This is a genomic window from Microbacterium sp. SLBN-146 (genome assembly GCF_006715145.1).
In the GTDB taxonomy this organism is placed as follows: domain Bacteria; phylum Actinomycetota; class Actinomycetes; order Actinomycetales; family Microbacteriaceae; genus Microbacterium.
The window spans coordinates 703,552-727,431 of record NZ_VFMR01000001.1 but is presented as its reverse complement, the minus strand read 5'-3'; the positions used below and the strand labels follow the sequence as shown (position 1 = coordinate 727,431).

Below are 23,880 nucleotides of genomic sequence, written 5' to 3'. Positions count from 1 at the left end.
AGGACGATGGTCAACTATCGCTACCTCGGTAACAGCGGCTTCAAGATCTCGGAGATCACCTACGGAAACTGGGTGACGCACGGATCGCAGGTCGATGACTCCGCCGCGATCGCGACGGTCCACGCCGCCCTCGACGCGGGGATCACGACGTTCGACACCGCCGACGTCTACGCGAACACGCTCGCCGAGTCGGTCCTCGGAAAGGCGCTCGAGGGGCGGCGACGCGAGTCGCTCGAGATCTTCACGAAGGTGTACTTCCCCACCGGTCCCGGCGGACCCAACGACACGGGGCTCAGCCGCAAGCACATCATGGACTCGATCAACGGGTCGCTCACGCGCTTGGGCACGGACTACGTCGACCTGTACCAGGCCCACCGCTTCGACCACGAGACGCCGCTCGAGGAGACGTTCCAGGCGTTCGCCGACGTCGTCCGCCAAGGGAAGGCTCTCTACATCGGCGTCTCCGAGTGGACGGCCGAGCAGCTGCGCGACGGTCACGCGCTGGCGAAGGATCTCGGCATCCAGCTGATCTCCAACCAGCCCCAGTACTCGATGCTGTGGCGCGTCATCGAGGGCAAGGTCGTGCCCGCGTCGGAGGAGCTCGGGATCTCGCAGATCGTCTGGTCGCCGATGGCCCAGGGCGTTCTGTCGGGGAAGTACCTGCCCGGTCAGCCGGTGCCCGACGGGTCGCGGGCGACCGACGAGAAGAGCGGCGCGAACTTCATCAAGAGCTTCCTCCGCGACGAGGTGCTCGAGGCCGTCCAGCGGCTCAAGCCCATCGCCGCCGAGGCGGGCCTCACGATGCCGCAGCTCGCGATCGCGTGGGTCCTCCAGAACCCGAACGTCGCCGCCGCGCTCGTGGGGGCATCGCGTCCCGAACAGCTCGCGGACACGGTCAAGGCATCGGGCGTGACGCTCGACGCGGACACCCTCTCCGCGATCGACGGCGCGCTCGCCGGGGCAGTGTACGACGATGCCGACGACACGTACACGGTGTCGCCGAAGGGCCGTCTGGTCTGACAGAGTGGCCAGCGCCGGGATGATCGCGCCCCGGGAAGGGAGCACGACATGCGTGTCCGACTCATCGCGGGGATGATCGCGGCGCTGGCCGCCGTCGCAGCGTTCGCCGCACCCGCCGCAGCCTCACCGCTCGTCGATGTGACGGCGAGCCCTGAGACCATCGCGGTCGGGGGCTCGTCGACGATCACCGCGACGGGCTTCGGCGGCATCGACAGCATCCGTTTCGATGTCACAGGCGCCCCCGGAGGGGCTCTGGCCGGCGGCGGTACGTCCGCCGAAGTGCCGGTCACCGACGGGACCGCGACGACGACGTTCTCGGCGAGTCAGGGCGGAACGTTCACGATCGAGGTGGTCGACGGCGAGGCGGTGCTCGCGATCACGAACATCGTCGTGACGTCGCCGGCCCCTCCGACGACGCAGACGACGCTCGTCGCGAACCCCGAGGCGGTCGCCGTCGGTGAGGAGTCGACCATCACGGCGACGGGACTCGGCGAGCTGACGACGGCCCGATTCGGTCTCGACGCGACGCCGGGAGGATCCCTCACGGGAAGCGATGGAACATCGACGTCGGTCGCCGCCGACGTCAGCGGTGGCGAGGCGAGCGTGACCTTCGCCTCGACCGAGACGGGCATCTTCACGGTCGCGGTCGGCGACGGTGAGACGGTGTACGCCGTCGTCACCGTCACGGTGACCGACAGCGCTCAGCCGAGCGCGACGTCGACGTCGACGGCGACTCCGTCCCCGAGCGCGACGAGCGCGACGAGCGCGGCGGACGCGGGGGAGGACGGCGGGTTCCCAGCCGTCTGGGTGTGGGTCATCGTGGGCGCCGTCGTCGTGGCGGCGGGTGTCGTCACGATCGTCCTGGTACGCCGACGCAATCGGGCGCAGCCGTAACGACTGTGTAACGCACGCGAGTGGGGGCCGAGGATGCCCCGACCGCATCGCGCCGCGAATTGGCGGCGCCCTCGCGGGGGAGCTGAGCGGAACGTTCAGGAATCCTGAACAGTACTGACCACTTTTCGGGGTCGCCTCCGGCGGTGAGTTGTGACATGGTACAAAACAAGATCCCTCCCTCGCGCCGTGTGTGCTCGTTGCCGTTCTCCCGGACGGCGTGGCGCGAATCCCCGAGAACAGGAGAAGCCCCTTGACACACACGTCACGCCGCACGCGCTCCCCCAGGTGGCGCGCCGGCCTCGCAGCTGCGGCGAGCCTCAGCGTCGTGCTGACCGGCGCCGTCGCCGGTCAGGCGACCGCCGCCCCCGGTGATCCCGTCATCGACCCGTCCGTCCTCCAGCCGGTGGACGAGCAGAACTGGGTCAACATGGACGACATGGTGCCCGAGGACTACGTTCCGGTCCCCGGGACCGACTGGGCGAACGACTCCGAGGGGACCGACCGCACCTTCAACGGCGCCATCGTCCTCCTCGACTTCACCGACCAGCCCTTCGTCGTGACGCAGGCGCCCGAGTCGCACCCCTTCAAGAACCCCACGGCGGGCTTCGACCCGATCGAGCGCGCCGAGGTTCCCCAGCACTACCTCGACCTGCTCAACACCCCCAGCGACCTCAACAACGGCATGACGTTGAACCAGTACTGGATGGAGCAGACGGGTGGCCGCATCAGCGTCCAGATGGAGGCCTTCGGCCCCTATCAGCTGCCCGGCAAGATCCACGAGTACGGCCTGAACGACAGCTTCAACCGCCCCAACGCGGCGTTCTGCCCCCAGGGCGACAGCTGCAACAAGGTCATCCGCACCGACGCGAACCGTCTGTGGTCGACCGACCTCGGCATCGCCGACCCGCTGACCGAGTTCGACCAGGTCTTCTACATCACCGCCGGTCACGACGAGTCGGCCACGTGGGAAGAGTTCGGGCAGATGATGTTCGCCACGCCGCAGGACGTGCCGGACGCCTTCGGTCCGCCGCGGAACGCCGAGGGCGTCGCCCTCGACCAGAACGGCCAGCCGATGGCGAACTGGGCCAAGACGCGCTACATCCCGTGGACGTCGTGGAAGGCCGCGATCAACCACTGGCCCAACGCCAACTTCCCCACGTCGACCCGCGCGGGCAACTCGACGCAGGCCGAGTCGTCCGGAATGGGAACGTTCGCGCACGAGTTCGCGCACATCCTCGAGATCTCCGACAACTACGGAAACCCGTATGGCACGGATGCCGCTGACGGCGGTCCGCTGCGCGACACGTCGGGACCCTTCGACATCCTCGCGCGTGGTTCGTTCAACGGCCCCGGCGGAACCCACACGCGGTGGAACATCCCCTCCGTGCAGGGTGGCTCGGGACCCGCGGGCATCGCGCTCCGCAACCGCCTCAACCTCGGCGTCATCGGCGAGGACAACGTGCTGCAGCTCTCGACGGCCGACCTCGCCGCGAAGGGCTCCGTCTCGGCGAACCTCCTGAGCCGTGCGGTCATGAAGGACGGGCGCCTCACGGGCATCAACCTCGAGCTCAGCGGCGGCGACAAGTCGACGGGCACCTGCACGCGGCGCGCGCAGTGGGACTGCGACGGCGGCAACTTCAACCACTACACGCTCGAAGTGATCGACCGCATGGGCACGGACTCGTTCCAGCCCGACCACGGTGTCATGATCGCCAAGACGAAGGTGCGCGACTCGAACCCGTTCATCTGGACGATCGACGCCAACCCGCAGGACATCGACACGCTCGACTACATCCGCGGCGACGGCACGCCCATCCCGATCACGCGCGGTGACCAGCGCCAGCTCAACGACGCGCTGTTCCACGCGGGTGTCGACTCGGGTTCGGAGTACGAGTACGTCGACGAGCTCAACGGTGTGCACTTCTACATCGAAGAGATGCGCCGTGACGACACGGGCCTGCTCGAGTACGACGTCGCGGTCCGCTCGATCGGCAACCCCGGTCCGCAGACGCGTGGCGTGAGCCTCGCCGAGCCGACGATCACCGCTGAGGCGGAAGCCATCAAGAGCGGTCAGATCGCCAGCTGCACGGTTCCGCTCACCAACACCGGTACCGCGGTGGAGGACGCCTCGGCGAACAGCGACATCTACCGCCTCTCGACCTCGGTCGCGGGCGAAGGATGGGCCGTTCACACGCCGAGCGCCATCGTGACAGCGGCAGCCGGCGAGACGATCCAGGTTCCTGTGTACGCCTACCGCGAGGGGACGGGCGACAACGGCGCCCGCATCACCGTGACTGCCACGTCGGAGAACAACGCGGCAGCGACCTCGACGGTCGAGTGCGTCCTGGACACGAAGCGTCCTGAGACGACCCTCGTCTCGCCGACCGCGGTGGGTCCGTTCTCGACGCTCGCGGTCCAGGTCGACTCGACCGACGACACGGGTCTCGCCCGCATCGTCGCGAACGTCTACAAGGGCAGCACGCTCGTCAAGAGCACGCAGACCGCCGCGAACGGCGCCACGTCGGCGACGCACACGGCCAACGTGACGCTCCCCGATGGCGCGTACACGCTGCGCTACAACTCGCAGGACATCGCGGGCAACATCTCGGCGACGAAGACCTTCGATTTCACGATCGACGGAACGAAGCCGACGGTGACGATCAAGACGGGGCCGAATGAGACGGCCGGTGCCGACGGGGTCTACTCGCTCGTGAGCTTCAAGCTCTACGACGCGGGCAAGATCGACAAGGTCACGCTGAACGGGGTCGTCAAGGATCTCAGCAACAACGCGTGGTCCGACGTCAACTTCGTCAAGCCGGGCACGTTCGGAGGCGTGGCAGGGGCCAATACCCTTGTCGTGTACGACGTCGCCGGCAATACGACGACGCTGGAGTTCACGCTCCAGTAGCCGCACGGACCGGATAGGCCGCATCCCTCGGGTGCGGCCTATCCGCGTCGGTGCCCACAGCCCGCAGGTGCGACCCCGCACCGGAGAGGAAAGCGCTCGGATGTCCCGCACAACGACCGCGAGGGCGCGCGCCGCCGCTGCCGCCATCGCGATGTCCGTCCTCCTCCTCGCAGGCTGCGCGGCCGCGGGAGAACCGTCCGATCCCCTCCAGATCGCCGTCGGAGACGGGTCGCTGCGGAGCGTCGGCGACGACTGCGCCGGCACGGGACCCTATCGCCACATCCACGCCGGCGTCGAGGTCGTCCTGACGGATGCCGCCGGCGACGAGGTGCTGCGCCGGACGCTCGAGCCGGGGGCCGCCGTCGAGGCGACCGACATCGACTTCGAGGCGACTCCGCGCGTTCCGACCTACTGCGTCTTCACGGTGGATGCCGGAGGGCTCCCCGCCGGCGGACCCTACGACGTCGTCGTGGGGGAGCGCGCCCACGGCGCGTTCACGTACTCGCCCGATGCCGACGGCATCCCCACGATCCTCATTCCCGAGGCAGCCCCCGGAGGAACCCGATGAAACGCCTGTCGACGATCGCCCTCACCGCCGCTCTCGGGCTCCTTCTCACGGGCTGCACGGGAACGCTCGGCGGAGCCGATGCTCTCCCCGATGCGCTCTCCGACGGCGCGGGCGCTTCCGACGCCGTCGTGTCGGAGTCCGTTCCCGCACCGAAGTTCACGGCGGCGCTGACGGACGGCACGGTCGTCGCGTCGGAGGAGCTCTTCACGGGTCGCGTCTCGCTCGTGCAGTTCATGGCGAGCTGGTGCACGCAGTGCGAGGAGCAGTCGCGCCTCGTCGTCGAGACGGCGGAACGCTACGGCGACGACGTGCAGGTCGTCTTCGTCGGCTCCGACTCGGACGACCCCGACGATCTGCAGGCGTTCCTCCGCGACAACGCCTCCGGTGTCCCCGTCGTGATCGACCCCGACGGGAGCATCTTCCAGCGCTACGCCGTCGCCGAGCCTCCCGTGACCGCCGTCATCGACGCGGGCGGGGGGATCGTCCGCATGTGGCCGGGCGGCGCATCGCAGGAGCAGCTCGACACGGAACTCGACGGTCTCCTCGGCTGACGACCGACGCCGTCGGGCTTAGGCTCACGACATGGTCGCGACGAGTGCCGGCATCCTGCTCTATCGGCTGCAGCCGCGGACCGAAGTGCTCATCGCGCACATGGGCGGGCCGTTCTGGGCGTCGAAGGACGCGGCGGCCTGGTCGATCCCGAAAGGCGAGTTCGACCCCGCCGACGAGAGCGCGCTGGATGCCGCGCGGCGGGAGTTCCGAGAGGAGCTCGGGATCCGGGCGCCCGACGGCCCCTACGCCGAGCTCGGGACGTTCGCGTACTCGTCGGGGAAGCGCGTCACGGTGTTCATCGCCGACGCGGCGGGATTCGCGCTCGACGGGCTCGTGTTCGGCGAGTTCGAGATGGAGTGGCCCCCGCGGTCAGGACGCACGCAGTCGTTCCCCGAGGTCGACCGCGTGGAGTGGGTCACGCCGGATGTCGCGCGCGACCGCCTCGTGAAAGGTCAGCGTGCCGCGATCGACGCGCTCCAGACCCGCCTCGACGCCGTGAGCTGATCACGCGGCGCCCGTCGCACCCGTATCAGGCGGCCGCAGCCTTCGCTCTTCTCCCCCGAATGCGCCGATGTGGCGCGGTAAGGGGAAGATCATGGCAAAAGCCATCGGATCCTGGTGGATCAAAGACGGCATCGACGGGAGGCGTCTCGAAGCGGAGGGTTTCGCCTCGACGCTCGGGTCCCTCTCCGAATTCGACTGGACCGTCAATCGCGGCGACGCCAACGTCGTCACGTCGGACTTCGTGCCGACGTCGGGCTCCACGCTCCGCTCCGATCAGGTCGACGCGCTCCAGATGTCGTCGCACGGAAGTCCGAACGGATTCAGCGTCTGGGGCGGATCGGTCACGACAGGTGACGCCGTCGACTTCGGTCGGAACGATCTCGAGATCTTCGCGACGCACGCGTGCAAGCTGCTCGAGCACACGTCGGGCAATCCCGTGGGGCGCTGGATCCCCGCCTTCGAGCGGCTCCACTACATGTTCGGATTCCACACCAACTCCTGGTCCGGGGGAGGGCAGAACGACCGCGGCGTGTGGTTCGCGCGCTACGCGGCGTACTTCTACTACTGGTCCCTCAGCTGGATTGTCCGGATCGACGTCCCCGTCCGCGAGGCCTGGGCCGAGGCGAACGAGATCGTCGAGGGGAGCCAGGCGCAGTGGGCCTATCTGCGCGCCACGTCACCCGGCGTCCCGACGTACAACGAGCGGCTGCGGGCATCGGAGCCGAGCGATCCCGTCACCGGCCGCACCTACTGGACCGCGCGCGGCACCTGCTGAGCGCGAGAGAACGGAGCACATCATGCCGCTTTCCTTCGACGACCTCGCCTTCGAGGTCGACCTGCCCAAGATCCCCGACACGGCGCCTGTCGCGGTGCTCGAGTATCCCTGCCTGCGCGACGCTCGCGAGAAGGTCGACGCCTTCGCGGACGCGCTCGGCATCCGCATCCGCACGAGCGTCGCCGTCCCGCACGGCATCCTGGCCGCCGCGGAAGACGGCCAGATCGAGGTCTTCTCCGCGAGTGGGGCGATCCGCGGACGCCACACGGAGCGCCTCGGCCGCTATGAGGACGAGCGCCGGCACTGGCCCGACGTCGAGAAGATCGACGGTCGTGACGGGCTCGACTTCGTGCTCGGTGCCGATGCCGCCAAGAGCCTCACGACGCAGGGTCTGCGGATCCTCGCGAAGGCCGGCATCGAGCGCGGTCACGGCGACCCGCGAGTGGTCCTCGAGCGGTGGGGGCTCCTCGACGAGAAGGGACAGGAGATCGACGCCGGCCCCGGTCGTGCGACGGTCGCGCTGTCCTACGACGTCGAGGGTGTTCCGCTGCTCGGGGCAGGCGCCAAGACCAACCTGCACTTCGACCCGAGCGACCGGACGGCCGAGCTCGCGCGCTTCTTCCACGTCCACCGGCCTCTCCGCGAGGTCGGCGAACTGCGGACGTCGCCCGTCGAGGCATCCTTCGGGCCGCTTCTCGCGGAGGAGTGGATCAGCCGTGGCGTGCAGCCGGGCGCCGCGCGGATCGTCGTGACGGGTGCCGCTTTCGGGCTGCTCGCCGCCCCCGCGCATCTCGTCCAGCACCACTCGATGCCGGTGCTCGCGATCGAGGGCGTCGTCCGGGGCGACCTCGACGGGCTCGACGAGATCCACTTCGCGCGCTACCTCCCACTCCATGACGAGAAGGATGCCGCGGCGCGGGGGTTCGCTCCGTTCGTCGAGAGCGGACCGGGGATGCTCGCACCCCGCGCCCGTCCGTCGCGGAAGGACGCCGCCTGACGCCGGATGCCTCGACACGGGCGTTGGCGGGTCGCGAGTCGGCCCGTCAGCGCCCGTTCTTGGGGGCGGACGACACGTCGATCCGATCCTGTGCCCCGAGCGACGACCACGCGCTCGCGATCCCCTTGGCGGCATGCTCCGACGCGCGCACCGCGCGCTCGTCCGCCCACGCGTTGAGGACGTGGCCGGAGTGGCCGCGGACGTGCTCCAGGACGACATCGGGAAGCCCCGTCGCGCGTCGCGCGTCACGCGCCACGATGAGCTGCTCGAGCAGGTCGACGTTCTTCGTCGGCGCGCCGGTCGACGTCTTCCAGCCGCGGCGGCGGTGTCCGTCCATCCATTTCTCGTAGGTGTCGATCGCGTAGCGCGAGTCGGCCTGCACGACGAGGTGCTCGACGTCGGTGTGATCCTCGATGGCCTTCAGCAGCCCCATGAGCTCGCCGATGTTGTTGGTGCCTTCGGGGATCGACCCCGCGGCCCAGTGCCCGTCCTCGCCGACCCACGCCCAGCCCGTGGGTCCGGGATTGCCCTTGCAGGCGCCGTCGGTGGCAACGATGTAGCGGTCGGTCACTCGGGCAAGGTTACCGGCCGGTCGGCGATTCGCTCTATGTATACCTAGGGCCGCGCTCAAGGCGGCAGGGTCGACACGAGTGCGGCTTATGTATACACTGGGGGCGGCGAAGGAGGCAGGATGCGAGCGAGCGACCGAGCGTACCGCACCCTCCTCGCCGAGATCCAGACGGGCGAACTCGCTCCCGGCACGGTCCTCGGAGAAGTCGAGCAGGCGGCCCGCCTCGGCGTCAGCCGCACGCCGCTCCGAGAGGCGCTGGGCCGGCTCGCGGCCGACGGGCTCGTCGCGCAGCAGTCGCCGCGCGTCACCGTCGTGACCGACGTCGACGCCGACGACATCCGCGAGCTGTTCGAAGTGCGCCGGGCTCTCGAAGAGTCGGCTGCCCGCCTCGCAGCTGTCCGCGGGGATGCCGCGACGTTCGCGGCGCTCGCCGACGAATTCGCGGAGGCGACCCCGCGCCGCGGCGACACGACCGACGGAATCGACGCTTACTACGCGCTCATCGCGCGGTTCGATCTCGCGATCGACGCCTCAGTCGCCAACGACTACCTGACCTCCGCACTGCGGGGCGTCCGCACGCATCTCGTGCGTGTGCGGCGTCTCGCGCGGGACAATCCCGCGCGGCTCGCCGCGTCGACCTCCGAGCACCGGCTCATCGCCTCCGCCATCGCGGCGGGGGATGCCGAACTCGCCGCCCACGCGACGCACGTGCACCTGCACAACGCGCTCGTCAACATCCTCGAATCCGTGAAGGGCTCCACACCATGACCGTCATGCACCACCTCCGTGTCCACCGCAGCGACGAGCACCTCGCTCGCGAGGGACAGCTCGCGTGGCACATCGCCGAGATCGCGGCAGACTCCGTCGAGGTCGACGCCGATGTCGTCGACATGATCATCAACCGCGTCATCGACAACGCGGCCGTCGCCGCGGCATCCCTCACCCGCGCGCCCGTGAGCGCTGCGCGGCAGCAGGCGCTCGACCACCCCGTGTCGGTTTCGGGCGACGGTGCGACGGTCTTCGGCTGCACGCTCGAGCGCCGGACGTCTCCCGAGTGGGCCGCGTGGGCGAACGGCGTCGCCGTGCGCGAACTCGACTACCACGACACGTTCCTCGCCGCCGACTACTCGCACCCGGGCGACAACATCCCGCCGATCCTCGCCGTCGCCCAGCACGTGGGAGCGGATGGCGCGGCGCTCGTCCGCGGCATCGCGACCGGCTACGAGATCCAGATCGACCTCGTGCGGGCCATCTGCCTCCACAAGCACAAGATCGACCACGTCGCTCACCTCGGGCCCTCCGCCGCCGCCGGGATCGGGACGCTCCTCGATCTTCCCGTCGAGACGATCTACCAGGCCGTCGGTCAGGCGCTCCACACGACGACCGCGACGCGCCAGTCGCGCAAGGGCGAGATCTCGACGTGGAAGGCGCACGCCCCCGCCTTCGCCGGCAAGATGGCGGTCGAGGCCGTCGACCGTGCCATGCGGGGCGAGACGTCGCCGTCGCCGATCTACGAAGGCGAGGACGGTGTCGTCGCATGGATGCTCGACGGACCCGACGCGTCGTACGATGTGCCGCTCCCCGCCGCGGGCGAGTCCAAGCGCGGCATCCTCGACTCGTACACGAAGGAGCACTCCGCCGAGTACCAGGCGCAGGCGTGGATCGACCTCGCCCGGAAGCTCCACGGCACGGCACCTCAGGCGATCGACCCCGCCAACGTCGTGTCGATCGTCCTGCACACGTCGCACCACACGCACTACGTCATCGGCTCGGGGGCGAACGACCCGCAGAAGTACGACCCGACGGCATCGCGCGAGACGCTCGACCACTCCATTCCTTACATCTTCGCCGTCGCCCTGCAGGACGGCGGATGGCACCACGTCGACTCGTACACGCCCGAGCGCGCGGGCCGCGAGGACACGGTGGCCCTGTGGCACAAGATCACGACGGCAGAGGATGCCGAGTGGACGCGGCGCTATCACTCGGACGACCCGAACGAGAAGGCGTTCGGCGGACGCGTCGTCATCATGCTCACCGACGGCACGGTCATCGAGGACGAGATCGCCGTCGCGGATGCCCACCCGCTCGGCGCGCGGCCCTTCGCCCGGGAGGACTACGTGCGGAAGTTCCGGACGCTCGCGGAGCCCGTGCTGGAGCCCGCCGAGATCGAGCGCTTCCTCGCCCTCGCGGAGCGGCTGCCCGAGCTCACGCCCGACGAGGTGCGGCAGCTCACGATCGTCGCGAAGCCCGGCACACTGGCATCCGCCCCGGCCCCCAAGGGCCTCTTCTGATGCTGTACTCGACGGTCTCGCCGGCGGAGAAGCGTCGGATGCTGCGCGAGCAGCTCGCCTCGGGGGAGCTCCTGCGCTTTCCGGGTGCGTTCAACCCGCTGTCGGCACGGCTCATCGAACGGACGGGCTTCGACGGCGTCTACATCTCGGGCGCCGTGCTGTCGGCCGACCTCGGGCTCCCCGACATCGGGCTCACGACGCTGACCGAGGTCGCCGGTCGCGGACAGCAGATCGCTCGCATGACCGATCTCCCCGCGATCATCGACGCCGACACGGGCTTCGGTGAGCCGATGAACGTCGCCCGGACGATCCAGACCCTCGAAGACGCGGGGCTTGCCGGCACGCACATCGAGGACCAGATCAATCCGAAGCGCTGCGGGCACCTCGACGGCAAGGCGGTCGTCGATCAGGACACCGCCGTCAAGCGCATCCGGGCCGCCGCCGACGCGCGACGCGATCCGAACTTCCTCATCATGGCGCGCACCGACATCGCCGCCGTAGACGGACTGGATGCCGCCGTGGATCGCGCGAAGGCGCTCGTCGACGCGGGCGCCGATGCGATCTTCCCCGAGGCGATGCGCTCGCTCGAGGAGTTCGCCGCCGTCCGCGCCGCGATCGACGTGCCGATCCTCGCCAATATGACGGAGTTCGGGAAGTCGGAGCTCTTCTCGAGCGATCAGCTGCGCGACGTCGGCGTCAACATCGTGATCTGGCCCGTCTCGCTCCTCCGGATGGCGATGGGCGCGGCGTCCCGTGCTCTCGACACCCTCGAGGACGAAGGGCACCTCACGTCGCGGCTCGGCGAGATGCAGCATCGCGCAGACCTCTACGACCTGGTGGACTACGAGGCCTACAACCACTTCGACACCTCCGTCTTCAACTTCCGGATCGCTCGCTAGGAGAACCGCATGACAGACATCAAGAAGGGACTCGCCGGGGTCGTCGTCGACTACACGGCCGTCTCGAAGGTCAATCCCGAGACGAACTCGCTGCTGTACCGGGGGTATCCCGTGCAGGAGCTCGCCGCGACCCAGCCGTTCGAGGCCGTCGCCTACCTCCTGTGGAACGGGGAGCTGCCGACCGACGTCGAGCTCGCGCAGCTGCGTGCCGTCGAACGCGAGTACCGTGCCCTCCACCCCGACGTGCGCGCCGTCATCGACCGCGTGCCGCTCGATGCCCACCCGATGGACGAAGTGCGCACCGCGGTGTCGCTCATCGGTGCCCGCGACCTCGCGGGTACGGGGTCGGTGCTCGACGCGAGCGGTTCGGCCGACGAGAACCTCGCCCGCAGCGTCCGACTCTTCTCGGCGCTCCCCGCGATCGTCGCGTACGGTCAGCGTCGCCGCCGCGGACAGGAGCCCGTTGCGCCCCGTGACGACCTCGACTACTCCGCGAACTTCCTCTGGATGACATTCGGCGAGGAGGCCGACGACGTGGTCGTGGACGCGTTCAACCGCTCGATGATCCTCTATGCGGAGCACTCGTTCAACGCCTCGACGTTCACGGGTCGCGTCATCGCATCGACGCTGTCCGACCTGTATTCGGCGGTCGTCGGAGCGATCGGCGCGCTCAAGGGGCCCCTGCACGGAGGCGCCAACGAGGCCGTCCTGCACATCTTCGACGAGATCGGCGACGCCGCGAACGTGACGCCGTGGCTCGACACGGCGCTCGCTGAGAAGCGCAAGATCATGGGCTTCGGGCACCGCGTCTACAAGCGGGGGGATTCGCGCGTACCGACGATGAAGGCGGCCCTCGACACCCTCGTCGAGCACTACGACCGTCCCGATGTGCTCGCGCTCTATGACACGCTCGAGTCCGAGTTCGTGGGACGCAAGGGCATCTACCCGAACCTCGACTACCCGTCGGGCCCCGCGTACAACCTCATCGGGTTCGACACGCTGACCTTCACGCCGCTGTTCGTCGCGGCGCGCGTCACGGGGTGGACGGCGCACATCATGGAGCAGCTCGCGTCGAACGCGCTCATCCGCCCGCTCTCCGAGTACAACGGCCCGGACGAGCGCCACATCGACGGGTATGTTCCGGATGCCGCGATCCTCGCCGCCGTCGACCGGGCGGAGGAGGCCGCGGAGTGAGCCTCTGGTTCGGTGACGTCGTCGGGATCGATCTGGACGCGATGGCGGGCGAGAGCCTCATTGCGAACCTCGGGATCGAGATGGTCGAACTCCGTGACGACGCCCTCGTCGCGCGGATGCCGGTGGATGCGCGTACGGTGCAGCCGGCGGGAGTCCTGCACGGCGGCGCGTCGGTCGCGCTCGCCGAGACCCTCGCGTCGTGGGCGGGGTACCTGGCGGTCGACCGCGAGCGCTTCCACGTCGTGGGCCAGGAGATCAACGCGAATCACGTGCGTCCGATCGCGAAGGGGTGGGTCACGGCGACGGCCACGCCCGCGGCGATCGGTCGTCGTGCCCACGTCTGGGAGGTGCGGATCGTGGACGACGAGGGCAGACTCGTGTGCATCTCGCGGTGCACGCTCGCGGTGATCGAGCAGCGGAGCTCCTATTCGACGGCGGGGGAGCGGGGAAGGCCATGATGCAGGATGCCGTGATCGTCGATGTCGTCCGTACGCCTTCGGGGCGCGGGAAGCCGGGCGGTGCGCTGAGCGACGTGCATCCCGTGGATCTCGCCGCGGGGGTGTTGACGGCGGTTCTGGAGCGCAACGGACTGGAGTCGCGGCAGATCGACGACGTCATCCTCGGATGCGTCAGCCAGATCGGCGACCAGTCGATGAACATCGCTCGGCAGGCGGTCCTCGCGGCGGGGTTCGACGAGTCGGTGCCGGCCACGACGATCGATCGCCAGTGCGGGTCGAGTCAGCAGGCTGCGCACTTCGCCGCGCAGGGCGTCATGGCGGGGGCGTACGACATTGTGATCGCTGCCGGTGTCGAGTCGATGAGCCGCGTGCCGCTCGGGTCGTCGGCTCGGGGCGGTTCCCTCTCGCGGGGCATCGCCGAGCGGTATCCCGATGGCCTCGTGAATCAGGGGGTATCGGCGGAGCTGATCGCGGCGAAGTGGGGTGTGGGGCGCGGTGAGTTGGACGCCTTCGCGGCGGAGTCGCATCGGCGTGCCGCCGACGCGGCGTCGCGCGGGATGTTCGATTCGCAGCTGATCGCTGTTCCCACGGCATCGGGCGCGGTGACCGTCGACGAGACGATCCGTTCGTCGACGACCGTGGAGGGTCTGGCCGGTTTGTCGCCCGTCTTTCGAACGGACGACCTCGCGGCGAGGTTCCCCGATGTCGTCTGGTCGATCACGGCGGGCAACTCCTCCCCGTTGACGGATGCTGCATCGGCCGCACTCATCATGAGCGCCGAGCGTGCCGCCGCGCTGGGGTTGACCCCCCGCGCGCGTTTCCACGCCTTCTCGGTGGTCGGTGACGACCCGCTCCTCATGCTCACGGGCCCGATCCCCGCGACGCGTCGGATCCTCGAGCGCAGCGGTCTGTCGATGGACGACCTCGATGCCTATGAGGTGAATGAGGCGTTCGCCTCGGTGCCCTTGGCGTGGCAGCGGGAGCTGGACGCCGACCCGTCGAAGCTCAACCCGTGGGGTGGTGCGATCGCACTCGGTCACGCGGTCGGTGCGTCCGGCACTCGGCTGCTCGGCACGCTCGTGGCGTACCTCGAGGCCACGGGTGGAAGGTACGGTCTGCAGACGATGTGCGAGGGTGGCGGCCTTGCGAACGCGACGATCATCGAGCGACTGTGATGCGGCGGACGTGAGGAGATCTCGCCGCGGCGACGATCGGGGTGCTGTGACGTCTTCGGAGACGAGTCTGATGAGCCCCGCGATCCCGCCCCCGCGGTGACGACTTCGGACGGGTGATCGCGGGTGTGTGATCTCGGACGCGACACTTAGGCTCGAAGCATGGGTCCGAATCCGCTCCTCCCGGCCGGTTACGACATCGTCTGGTCGGTGGTGAGCTTCGCGATCCTGGCGCTCGTGGTCGTGGCTCTCGTATCGATCTCCCGTTCCGCGAAGCTCTTGACCTCGACGCAGGCTCTCACCTGGACACTCGTCGCGATCTTCGTCCCGATGCTGGGCCCCATCGCCTGGCTCGCGATCGGCCGTCGTGCCGCGCGACTTTCGAGCTCTCCTGTCGCGGCCTCTGACGCGTCCGACTGAGCAGCGATCCCGTCGCCCGCCAACCCACCCGCCAACCCACTCTCCAACCCGCGCGCTCATCACGCAGTCTGGAATCGTCGCGGCGACTTCGTTGTGAGTCGAGTCGGCGTGCCTCTGCCTTCGCCGACGGCACCCGCACCTGTACGCACATCTGTACCCGGACCTGCACCGGCACCTAGTCCTGCCCCCGCCCCGGGGCCACCAGTCGACGTCGTATCAGGAGGCGGGTGCAGCCAGTACGTGTCGATCCCCGTCTCGGGTTCGCGCACGCGGGTGATCCGCCAGTTCTGATTGTGCAGCCGCATGTGGCAGTTCCGGCACAGGGGAACACCGTCGTCGACGTTCGTTCTGCCGCGATGCTCCGCCCAGTGATCGATGTGGTGGTATTCGCACCTCGAAGGGCTCGCCGTGCAGGAGGGCCAGATGCATCCGCCATCGCGGACCGCGATCGCGATGCGTTGCGCGCGGGAGAACAGGCGCTGCTCGCGTCCGAGATCCAGCGGTCGCCCCGTCGCGTCGACGCTCAGCACGCTCGCGCCGGCATCGCAGAGGTACGTCTCGACGACTCCGCCCGGAAGCGCTGCTCCGAGCTCCTCGTCGTGACCGACCCCCGTCACGCGTGTCGGACCGCCATCGTGCCCCACGGTGAGGGCGGTGGCCTCGACGACGATCCGCACGCCGGGCTGCCGGTCGCCGAACGCCTGCGTCGGGTCGGCGTTGGCGCCCGTGCGGAGGATCGCCAGGACGGTGTCGTACTGCAGCTGCTCGTTCGTCCGGTCGTCTGCGCCGGGGTTCGCGTCTGTCCCGCCGACGTGCGCGTCCGTGTCTCCATCGCTCGGCACGAACCGCGGCCCGCGACGCGGGCGGAGGGCGGCGCTGAGGATCGTGTGGACCCAGACCGCGGCGTCGTCGTCGAACACGAATCGCCCGTGGTGCTGACCGTGCTCGTCGATCCACGTGCGGAACGACCGTGCGGCGAAGCGTTCTTCGAACCGCAGCGTCACTCCGATCGGGTCGAGCCGGTCGCGCGCGACGCGCGCCGCCGCGCGGAGTGCCTCGACGGGAACGACCGCGGCCTCCTCGACGAGACGCTCCACCGCGACGGCCCACGCATCGGGGAGGAAGTCATCGTCGAGGTCGGGATACCGCTCCACGGGAGGTTCGCCCAGCCCCGTCCGGATCGCCTGGAACTGCGCTTGCCCGAGTCGTCCGATCGCCAGCGCGTCGCGCAGCAGTGTCAGCCACCGCGCATCGACCCGAACCGCCGCATCCGCCGCATCCCCGGCACCGCCATCGCGCCCACTCGGGGAGAGCAGATCCTCGCCGACCTGCACGGCACGACGCACGTCGCCGGTCGACTGCCCCGTGATGTTCTGCACGAGTGAGGTGCTGTTGCGGTGCCCTTTGCGCTGTGCGAGGCCCTGGTAGCCGAGCTCTCGCGCCGACCGCCGGGATACCTCTGCAGACGCCGACGCAAGCATCACCTCGAGCGCATTCCGGGCTTCGGTGGCATCCGCCAGAAGCTGCAGCAGCGCATCGTCGGACATCGCCTCGACGCGCTCCGCTCCGAACGCGACGGCCGCCCGAACCGCCGCACGCGTCAGCCGCGCCGCGACGGCGGGTGAGGGTGTGGCGGTGAGCTGCATAGAACGAATCTACGACCAACCACCGACACTCCACGGTTCCTTGTGGATAAGCCTTCGATGCAACTCAGAAGCGCGCCGAGAACCCGCCGTCGGTGTGGAGGAGCTGCCCCGAGACCCATCGACCTTCGGGTGAGACGAGGAACGACACGATCGCGGCGATGTCGGTCGGGGTTCCGAGTCGCCCGAGCGGATGCATCGGCTCGAGCGTCGAACGGATCCCGTCGTCCATCCAGCCCGTGTCGATGGGTCCGGGATTGAGCGCGTTGGCCGAGATCCCCCGCGGACCGAGCTCCCGCGCCGCCGAGATCACGATGCGGTCCAGCGCCCCCTTCGACGCCCCGTAGGGGAGGTTCCCCGTCGTGTGGTCGCTCGTCAGTGCGACGACCGCTCCGCCGTCCGTGGGAACCTGCCGGGCGAATGCCGCGATGAGCAGGAGGGTCGCGCGGGCATTGACGGCGACGTGCATGTCGAAGCTCTCGACCGTCGTGTCGAGGATGCCGGACTCCACATCATGCGCATGGCTCAGCACGAGCGCCGTGATCGGACCGTGGTCGCGAAGGACCGCCGCGATGAGGTCATCGGGTCCGGACGGCGTCGAGAGGTCGGCGGGGTAGTCGGCGCCAGCGAGGTCGCTCGTCACGACGGTCCACCCGTCACGGGTCAATCGGGGCACGATTCCCGCGGCGATGCTGTCGGCGCGCGCGGCGCCTGTCACGAGAGCGAGCGGCATCCCCCGACGCTATCAGCCCTGTTCTCAAGCGCGGATGCAAGCGCTTGCGCAGAGTGTCCTCCCTCTCTGTGCGGGAGTCCCCCATTCGGCGGACATCGCCCGACATGAAAACACTCTCATCCTGTAAGCGCTTGCAGGATGTCCGGCCGCCCTGCTACCGTCGGCCGCACCGCACCACCGGGCACGTCGACGTGCCCCCTCACACTGGAGTCTCCGTGTCGAAGACGACCTCCGTACGTGTCCGCCGATCCCTCGCCGTCGTTTCCGCGGCGGCCCTGCTCTTCTCGGGAGTCGTCGTCACGGCGCCCGCAGCGACCGCAGAAACGGTCGAGCCCCGCTCGTTCGCCATCGTCGGGAGCCTCCAGTCCGAACTCGGCTGTCCCGCCGACTGGGCGCCCGACTGCGCCGAGACGGAGCTCGCCCCGACCGAGGCCGACGGTGTCTACGCGGCCGAGTTCGAGGTCCCCGCGGGCAGCTACGAGTACAAGGTCGCCGTCGACGACTCCTGGACGGAGTCCTACGGCCTCGACGGCGGCGAGGCGAACATCCCGCTGACCGTCGCGGGCCCCGCGACGCTCCGATTCCTGTTCGACGACACGACGCACCGCGTCGGCCTCGAGGTCGTCGGGCTCGCCGAGGACTACTCGACCGCCGACGACGCGCTGGTGGCCGAGCCCGTCCGGCAGCCCGGGGACGGCAAGCAGTTCTACTTCGTCATGACCGATCGGTTCGCCAACGGCGACCCTGCGAACGACACGGGCGGCTACACGGGAGACCGCCTCGCGACGGGCTTCGATCCGACAGACAAGGGCTTCTTCAACGGCGGCGACATCGCGGGGCTGCACGCGAAGCTCGACTACATCGCGGGTCTCGGGACGGATGCCATCTGGCTCACTCCGAGCTTCGCGAACAAGCCCGTCCAGGGCACGGGCGCGAACGCGAGCGCCGGCTACCACGGCTATTGGGTGACCGACTTCACGAAGATCGATCCGCATCTCGGCACGAACGCCGAGCTCGAGGCGTTCATCGACGACGCCCACGCCCAGGGCATCTCGGTCTACTTCGACATCATCACGAACCACACCGCCGACGTCATCGACTACGCCGAGGGCCAGTACTCCTACATCGACAAGGCGACCGAACCGTACCGCGACGCCGAGGGAACCGTCTTCGATCCGTCGGCACTGGCCGCGAACGGCGAGCCGTTCCCCGCTCTCGATCCCGCGACGAGCTTCCCCTACACCCCCGTGATCGCCGAGGCCGAGGAAGCCGTCAAGACCCCCGCGTGGCTCAACGACCCCACGCTCTATCACAACCGCGGCAACTCGACGTGGGAGGGCGAGTCGGTCACGTACGGCGACTTCGACGGACTCGACGACCTCATGACGGAGCATCCGACCGTCGTCAACGGATTCGTCGAGGTCTACCAGGACTGGATCGACCTCGGCATCGACGGCTTCCGCATCGACACGGCGAAGCACGTGAACTTCGAGTTCTGGGAGCAGTGGTCCACGAGCGTCCTCGACTACGCCCACGCGAACGGCAAGCCCGACTTCTTCATGTTCGGCGAGGTCTACGACGCCGATCCGGTCAAGCTCTCGCCGTACGTGCGCAAGACCGACATGAACTCGGTCCTCGACTTCACGTTCCAGTCTGCCGCGACGAGCTTCGCGAAGGGCGGGTCGGCGAAGACCCTCCAGAACCTGTACGCGGGCGACGACCACTACACGACGGCATCGTCGTCGTCGACGGCGCTGCCGACCTTCCTCGGCAATCACGACATGGGTCGCGTCGGCTACTTCGTGAAGGATGCCGCGAATCCGCTCGAGCGCGATCTCCTCGCCCACGACCTCATGTTCCTCGGCCGCGGCCAGCCGGTCGTCTACTACGGCGATGAGCAGGGCTTCACGGGTGTCGCGCCGGGCAACGACAAGAGCGCTCGCCAGTCGATGTTCGCGACGCAGGTCGCCGAGTACCGGGACCAGACCCTCATCACGGGGGAGACGGTCGGCCAGGTCGACCGTTTCGGAACGGATGTGCCGGTGTACCAGCACATCGCCGGCCTCGCGGCCGTGCGCGCGGAGCATCCGGCCCTCGTCGACGGCGCCCAGATCGAACTGCACGCGTCGGACGGCGCCGGTGTGTACGCCTTCTCGCGCGTCGACCGCGACGACAAGGTCGAGTACGTCGTCGCTCTCAACAACGCCGCGACGGCGCAGACCGTCGATCTCGCGACGCTGACGCGGGGCGCCTCCTACACGGCGGTCTACGGCGACGGCGGTCCGCTCACGACGGATGCTGGAGCGGCGGCATCCGTGACGATCCCGGCGCTCTCGACCGTCGTCTGGAAGGCCGACCGCCCCGTGTCGGCTCCCGAGTCCGCGGCCGACGTCGTCGTCACGGTGCCCGAGCCGGGTGCCGGGCTCACGGGATCCACGCCCGTCAGCGCGACGGCCGATGCGTCGTGGCGCGAGACGAGCTTCTCGTGGCGTGTCGTCGGCTCCGACGAATGGCAGCCGCTCGGCACGGCCGAGGACACGACGCCGCGGGTCTTCCACGACATCGACGGGCTCGCGACGGGAACGCTCGTCGAATACCGCGCCGTGTCGACGGATGCCGCGGGCAACCGCTCCGCGTCGTCGACGTACGCCTCGGTCGGCAACCGCGTGAGCCTCGCCGACGTGCCGGAAGAGCCCGAGGAACCCGAGGGTCCGTCGGAGTTCGGCGCCGTCAGCATCCCTGGCAACCTCAACTCCGAGTTCGGATGCGCGGCGGACTGGGCGCCCGACTGCGACGAAGCGCAGATGACGCTCGTCGACGGGGTCTGGCGCCTCCAGATCGCCGACCTCGCCGCCGGCACGTACGAGTACAAGGTCGCGACCGAGAAGTCGTGGGACGTCAACTTCGGCGCGAACGGCGTGCCGGGCGGGACGAACATCACGATCACGCACGCGGGTGGTCCCATCGCGTTCTACTTCGATCCGCGCACGAAGGCGGTGCAGTCGACGGCGGAGGGCCCCCTCGTGACGCTGCCGGGCTCGTGGCAGAGCGAAATGGGATGCCCCGGCGACTGGGCACCGGACTGCCTCCGCACGCTCATGTTCGACAAGGATCGCGACGGCGTATACGAGTTCGCGACGAACGCGCTCCCGACGGGAGCGTACGAGACGAAGGTCGCCCACGGCCTCAGCTGGGGTGAGAACTACGGCGTGGGGGGCGCGCCCGACGGTTCGAACTACGCGTTCCAGGCGACGGAGGGGAAGCTCATCGCCTTCCGGTACGATCCCGAAACCCACCTCCTGGCCATCGAGCTCGCCGATCCGCCGCTGCCGGGGACGGGGCAGCTGCAGGCGCACTGGATCGACGCCGGCACGATCGCGTGGCCCGCTGACCTCGGCGACGCGACGGATGCCACGTGGGAGCTTTACTCGTCGTCCGACGCGGCGCTCGCTGTCGTGGACGGCGACGTCGCGGGGGGAGAGGCGATCGACCTCGCGCTCATCGACGGCGGTCTCACGGCCGAGCAGAAGGAGCGGTTCCCGGCGCTCGCGGGGTACGCGGCGCTGCGGGTGGCTTCCGATGACACGGCAGACCTCCTCACGACGCAGCTCCTGGTCGCGCAGCGCAACGCCGACGGAGAGTTGTCGGCGCTCACGGGGGTCCAGCTCCCCGGCGTCCTCGACGACCTGTACGCGGAACCGCTCGCGGAGAAGACGCTCGGCATCGCATGGAAGTCCGGCAAGCCGACCTTCCGCGTGTGGGCGCCGACCGCGCAGTCGGCGACGCTCCTGACATGGGACGAAGGGGCCGACGGCGAGCCGCAGCGCCATGAAGGCGTGTGGGACGCGGCATCCGGAACCTTCTCCGTCGAAGGGTCGAAGCGCCTGGCGGGCGACGAGTACCTCTGGGAGGTCGTCGTCTACGCCCCGTCGACGGCCGCGATCGAGACGAACACCGTCACCGATCCGTACTCGGTCGCGCTCACGATCAACTCGACCCGCTCGGTCGCCATCGACCTCGCCGACAAGGAGTACCGGCCGAAGAAGTGGGAGAAGGCGAAGCCGCCGGTCATCGACCGCCCCGTGGACCGCGCCATCTACGAGCTCCACATCCGCGACTTCTCGATCGGCGACACATCGGTTCCCGAAGCCGAGCGCGGCACGTACCGCGCCTTCACGCGGACGAGCGCCGGCACGACGCAGCTGAAGCAACTGGCGGATGCCGGGATCAACACCGTCCATCTCCTGCCGTCGTTCGACATCGCGACGATCGAGGAGGAACGCGGAGCGCAGGCGCAGCCGCCGTGCGACCTCGCATCGTTCGGACCCGCATCGCCGGAGCAGCAGGCCTGCATCCAGTCGATCGCCGATGAGGACGGCTTCAACTGGGGCTACGACCCCTACCACTTCACGGTTCCCGAGGGTTCCTACGCCGTCGACCCGCAGGGCGGAGCGCGCGTCTCCGAGTTCCGCGAGATGGTCGGCGCGCTTCACGGGATGGGTCTCCAGGTCGTCCTCGACGAGGTGTTCAACCACACGGCGCAGTCGGGCCAGGGCGAGAAGTCGGTGCTCGATCGGATCGTTCCCGGCTACTACCACCGGCTCAACGCGGTCGGCGCGGTCGAGACCTCGACGTGCTGCCAGAACGTCGCGACCGAACACGCCGCGGCGGAGAAGCTCATGGTCGACTCCCTCGTCACGTGGGCGCGCGACTACAAGGTCGACGGGTTCCGCTTCGACCTCATGGGGCACCACTCGAAGGCGAACATGCTCGCCGTCCGCGAGGCTCTCGACGCGCTCACGCTGAAGAAGGACGGGGTCGACGGGTCGAAGATCTCCCTCTACGGCGAGGGATGGAACTTCGGTGAGGTCGCCGACAACCGGCTCTTCGAGCAGGCGACGCAGGGTCAGCTCGGCGGCACCGGGATCGGCACGTTCAGCGACCGGCTCCGCGACGCCGTCCACGGCGGGAGCCCCGTGGCATCCGAGACCGTTCAGCAGCAGGGCTTCGGTACGGGACTCGGCACCGACCCCAACGGTGCGCCGATCAACGGCACGCCGGAGCAGGCGCTCGCCGATCTCGCCCACCAGACCGATCTCGTCAAGCTCGGCCTCGCGGGGAACCTGCGCGACTACCGGCTCATCGACCACACGGGCGCGGAGCGCGCGGGCGACGAGCTCGACTACCGCGGATCGCCCGCGGGGTACGCCGACCAGCCCGACGAGATCATCTCCTACGTCGATGCGCACGACAACGAGACGCTCTACGACCTCTCGGTGCTGAAGCTCCCCGCCGACACGTCGATGGCTGACCGGGTCCGCATGAACACGCTGTCGCTCGCGACCGCGACGCTCTCGCAGACGCCGTCGTTCTGGCACGCCGGGACAGAGCTCCTGCGGTCGAAGTCGCTCGATCGCAACAGCTACAACTCGGGCGACTGGTTCAACCGGATCGACTGGACGGGACAGGAGTCGACGTTCGGGTCGGGTCTGCCGCCCGCGGCCGACAACGAGGAGAAGTGGCCGATCATGGCGCCGCTCCTCGCCGACCCCGCGCTGAAGCCCGGACCGGCGGATATCGCGGCGGCCGAGGCGTCGGCTCTCGATCTCCTGCGGGTCCGGTCCGACGTGGATCTCCTGCGTCTCGGGTCTGCCGATCTCATCCAGCAGAAGGTCTCGTTCCCGGGGAGTGGTCCGGATGCCGCTCCCGGCGTCATCGCGATGCTCATCGACGACCTCGTCGGCGCCGACGTCGACGCGACTCTCGACGGCGCGCTCGTCGTGTTCAACGCGTCGCCGGATCCCGTCTCCCAGGCGATCCCCGACCTCGCGGGCCGAGGTTTCGCACTGACGTCGGCGCAGGCGGAGGGGGCCGACCCCGTCGTGAAGACGACGACGTGGGATGCCGCGACCGGCACGGTCACGGTGCCCGCCCGCTCCGTCGCGGTGCTCGTCGACGCCGAGCCGATCGCGACGACGGTCCTCGCCGCCCCCGACCGCCTGCTCGCGAAGCACGGCACCCCCGTCGCGGTGAAGGGTCGCGTGCTGGCCGCCGACGGGTCGGCCCCCGTGGGAACCGTGACGGTCACCGACAACGGCCGAGTGATCGCGACAGCGACCCTCGCGGCGAAGGATCGCGGCAAGATCGACATCGCGCTGCCGAGGCTCGGCCGTGGCATCCATCTCATCCGCACGTCGTTCACGGGCGCGGGCGACTACGAAGACTCGAGGACCTTCCTCCCCCTCCCCGTGCTCGTGTACTGAGCCCGGCGCCGGGGGCTA

19 protein-coding genes are annotated in these 23,880 nt (G+C 69.1%); 16 read left to right on the top strand and 3 right to left on the bottom strand.

Features of this window, described 5'->3' with window-relative positions; all coding sequences use genetic code 11:
- Positions 1-6: 6 nt before the first annotated feature.
- From FBY39_RS03035 to FBY39_RS02995, 8 genes are all read left to right on the top strand, one after another.
- Entirely contained in the window at positions 7-1,020 is a 1,014-nt protein-coding gene (locus tag FBY39_RS03035; protein ID WP_141930186.1) for an aldo/keto reductase family protein, read from the top strand.
- Positions 1,021-1,068: 48 nt separating this feature from the next.
- Positions 1,069-1,914, top strand: coding sequence for a hypothetical protein (locus FBY39_RS03030; protein WP_141930185.1), 846 nt, complete (start codon positions 1,069-1,071; stop codon positions 1,912-1,914).
- A gap of 250 nt (positions 1,915-2,164) precedes the next feature.
- A complete protein-coding gene (locus FBY39_RS03025; protein WP_222115653.1) occupies positions 2,165-4,822 on the top strand; it encodes an Ig-like domain-containing protein in 2,658 nt (885 codons plus the stop codon).
- 100 nt (positions 4,823-4,922) lie between these two features.
- Positions 4,923-5,390, top strand: coding sequence for a hypothetical protein (locus FBY39_RS03015; protein ID WP_141930184.1), 468 nt, complete (start codon positions 4,923-4,925; stop codon positions 5,388-5,390).
- The gene (locus tag FBY39_RS03010; RefSeq protein ID WP_141930183.1) at positions 5,387-5,941 is read left to right on the top strand and encodes a TlpA disulfide reductase family protein; all 555 of its coding nucleotides are present in this window, start codon (positions 5,387-5,389) and stop codon (positions 5,939-5,941) included. Before FBY39_RS03015 ends, FBY39_RS03010 begins: the two co-directional genes overlap by 4 nt.
- Before the next feature lie 31 nt (positions 5,942-5,972).
- On the top strand, positions 5,973-6,446 hold the full coding sequence (locus FBY39_RS03005; protein WP_141930182.1) for an NUDIX domain-containing protein: 474 nt from the start codon (positions 5,973-5,975) through the stop codon (positions 6,444-6,446).
- Between the two features lie 91 nt (positions 6,447-6,537).
- Positions 6,538-7,221: a DUF6345 domain-containing protein gene (locus FBY39_RS03000; RefSeq protein WP_141930181.1), complete on the top strand. Its 684-nt coding sequence runs from the start codon at positions 6,538-6,540 to the stop codon at positions 7,219-7,221.
- A 22-nt stretch (positions 7,222-7,243) separates the two neighbouring features.
- Positions 7,244-8,218: a hypothetical protein gene (locus tag FBY39_RS02995; RefSeq protein ID WP_141930180.1), complete on the top strand. Its 975-nt coding sequence runs from the start codon at positions 7,244-7,246 to the stop codon at positions 8,216-8,218.
- A 46-nt stretch (positions 8,219-8,264) separates the two neighbouring features.
- Here FBY39_RS02995 and FBY39_RS02990 read toward each other — a convergent pair whose 3' ends face one another.
- The gene (locus FBY39_RS02990) at positions 8,265-8,789 is read right to left on the bottom strand and encodes a ribonuclease H (protein ID WP_141930179.1); all 525 of its coding nucleotides are present in this window, start codon (positions 8,787-8,789) and stop codon (positions 8,265-8,267) included.
- 120 nt (positions 8,790-8,909) lie between these two features.
- Between FBY39_RS02990 and FBY39_RS02985 the strand changes: the two genes are divergently transcribed.
- The 7 genes from FBY39_RS02985 to FBY39_RS02955 all read left to right on the top strand — a co-directional run bounded on the left by FBY39_RS02985 (position 8,910) and on the right by FBY39_RS02955 (position 15,223).
- Complete coding sequence (locus FBY39_RS02985; protein WP_141930178.1) at positions 8,910-9,557, top strand: GntR family transcriptional regulator; 648 nt, start codon at positions 8,910-8,912, stop codon at positions 9,555-9,557.
- The gene (locus FBY39_RS02980; RefSeq protein ID WP_141930177.1) at positions 9,554-11,080 is read left to right on the top strand and encodes an MmgE/PrpD family protein; all 1,527 of its coding nucleotides are present in this window, start codon (positions 9,554-9,556) and stop codon (positions 11,078-11,080) included. The genes FBY39_RS02985 and FBY39_RS02980 overlap by 4 nt, the downstream gene beginning before the upstream one ends.
- Positions 11,080-11,979 carry a methylisocitrate lyase gene (gene prpB / locus FBY39_RS02975; RefSeq protein ID WP_141930176.1) on the top strand — a complete coding sequence of 300 codons (900 nt, stop codon included), beginning with the start codon at positions 11,080-11,082 and terminating at the stop codon, positions 11,977-11,979. The genes FBY39_RS02980 and prpB overlap by 1 nt, the downstream gene beginning before the upstream one ends.
- Before the next feature lie 9 nt (positions 11,980-11,988).
- The gene (locus tag FBY39_RS02970; RefSeq protein ID WP_141930175.1) at positions 11,989-13,173 is read left to right on the top strand and encodes a bifunctional 2-methylcitrate synthase/citrate synthase; all 1,185 of its coding nucleotides are present in this window, start codon (positions 11,989-11,991) and stop codon (positions 13,171-13,173) included.
- Positions 13,170-13,631, top strand: a complete 462-nt coding sequence (locus FBY39_RS02965) for a hotdog fold thioesterase (protein WP_141930174.1) — start codon at positions 13,170-13,172, stop codon at positions 13,629-13,631. The genes FBY39_RS02970 and FBY39_RS02965 overlap by 4 nt, the downstream gene beginning before the upstream one ends.
- Positions 13,631-14,806: a thiolase family protein gene (locus FBY39_RS02960; RefSeq protein WP_141933837.1), complete on the top strand. Its 1,176-nt coding sequence runs from the start codon at positions 13,631-13,633 to the stop codon at positions 14,804-14,806. The genes FBY39_RS02965 and FBY39_RS02960 overlap by 1 nt, the downstream gene beginning before the upstream one ends.
- A 159-nt stretch (positions 14,807-14,965) precedes the next feature.
- Entirely contained in the window at positions 14,966-15,223 is a 258-nt protein-coding gene (locus FBY39_RS02955) for a PLDc N-terminal domain-containing protein (protein ID WP_141930173.1), read from the top strand.
- A gap of 59 nt (positions 15,224-15,282) precedes the next feature.
- Here the strand turns inward: FBY39_RS02955 and FBY39_RS02950 are convergent, their stop codons facing one another.
- Positions 15,283-16,869 (bottom strand): HNH endonuclease signature motif containing protein, encoded by a 1,587-nt coding sequence (locus tag FBY39_RS02950; protein WP_141930172.1) that lies wholly within the window; start codon positions 16,867-16,869, stop codon positions 15,283-15,285.
- Between the two features lie 64 nt (positions 16,870-16,933).
- Positions 16,934-17,599: an SDR family oxidoreductase gene (locus FBY39_RS02945; RefSeq protein ID WP_141930171.1), complete on the bottom strand. Its 666-nt coding sequence runs from the start codon at positions 17,597-17,599 to the stop codon at positions 16,934-16,936.
- Positions 17,600-17,814: 215 nt separating this feature from the next.
- Between FBY39_RS02945 and pulA the strand changes: the two genes are divergently transcribed.
- Positions 17,815-23,862 carry a pullulanase-type alpha-1,6-glucosidase gene (gene pulA / locus FBY39_RS02940; protein WP_260837414.1) on the top strand — a complete coding sequence of 2,016 codons (6,048 nt, stop codon included), beginning with the start codon at positions 17,815-17,817 and terminating at the stop codon, positions 23,860-23,862.
- The last annotated feature ends 18 nt before the right edge of the window (positions 23,863-23,880 follow it).

Bases quoted from the DNA above. Each gene is read 5' to 3' on its own strand.
- FBY39_RS03035 (WP_141930186.1), top strand. From the start codon at position 7: ATGGTCAACTATCGCTACCTCGGTAACAGCGGCTTCAAGATCTCGGAG.
- FBY39_RS03030 (WP_141930185.1), top strand. From the start codon at position 1,069: ATGCGTGTCCGACTCATCGCGGGGATGATCGCGGCGCTGGCCGCCGTC.
- FBY39_RS03015 (WP_141930184.1), top strand. From the start codon at position 4,923: ATGTCCCGCACAACGACCGCGAGGGCGCGCGCCGCCGCTGCCGCCATC.
- FBY39_RS03010 (WP_141930183.1), top strand. From the start codon at position 5,387: ATGAAACGCCTGTCGACGATCGCCCTCACCGCCGCTCTCGGGCTCCTT.
- FBY39_RS03005 (WP_141930182.1), top strand. From the start codon at position 5,973: ATGGTCGCGACGAGTGCCGGCATCCTGCTCTATCGGCTGCAGCCGCGG.
- FBY39_RS03000 (WP_141930181.1), top strand. From the start codon at position 6,538: ATGGCAAAAGCCATCGGATCCTGGTGGATCAAAGACGGCATCGACGGG.
- FBY39_RS02995 (WP_141930180.1), top strand. From the start codon at position 7,244: ATGCCGCTTTCCTTCGACGACCTCGCCTTCGAGGTCGACCTGCCCAAG.
- FBY39_RS02985 (WP_141930178.1), top strand. From the start codon at position 8,910: ATGCGAGCGAGCGACCGAGCGTACCGCACCCTCCTCGCCGAGATCCAG.
- FBY39_RS02980 (WP_141930177.1), top strand. From the start codon at position 9,554: ATGACCGTCATGCACCACCTCCGTGTCCACCGCAGCGACGAGCACCTC.
- prpB (WP_141930176.1), top strand. From the start codon at position 11,080: ATGCTGTACTCGACGGTCTCGCCGGCGGAGAAGCGTCGGATGCTGCGC.
- FBY39_RS02970 (WP_141930175.1), top strand. From the start codon at position 11,989: ATGACAGACATCAAGAAGGGACTCGCCGGGGTCGTCGTCGACTACACG.
- FBY39_RS02960 (WP_141933837.1), top strand. From the start codon at position 13,631: ATGCAGGATGCCGTGATCGTCGATGTCGTCCGTACGCCTTCGGGGCGC.
- FBY39_RS02955 (WP_141930173.1), top strand. From the start codon at position 14,966: ATGGGTCCGAATCCGCTCCTCCCGGCCGGTTACGACATCGTCTGGTCG.
- FBY39_RS02950 (WP_141930172.1), bottom strand. From the start codon at position 16,869: ATGCAGCTCACCGCCACACCCTCACCCGCCGTCGCGGCGCGGCTGACG.
- FBY39_RS02945 (WP_141930171.1), bottom strand. From the start codon at position 17,599: ATGCCGCTCGCTCTCGTGACAGGCGCCGCGCGCGCCGACAGCATCGCC.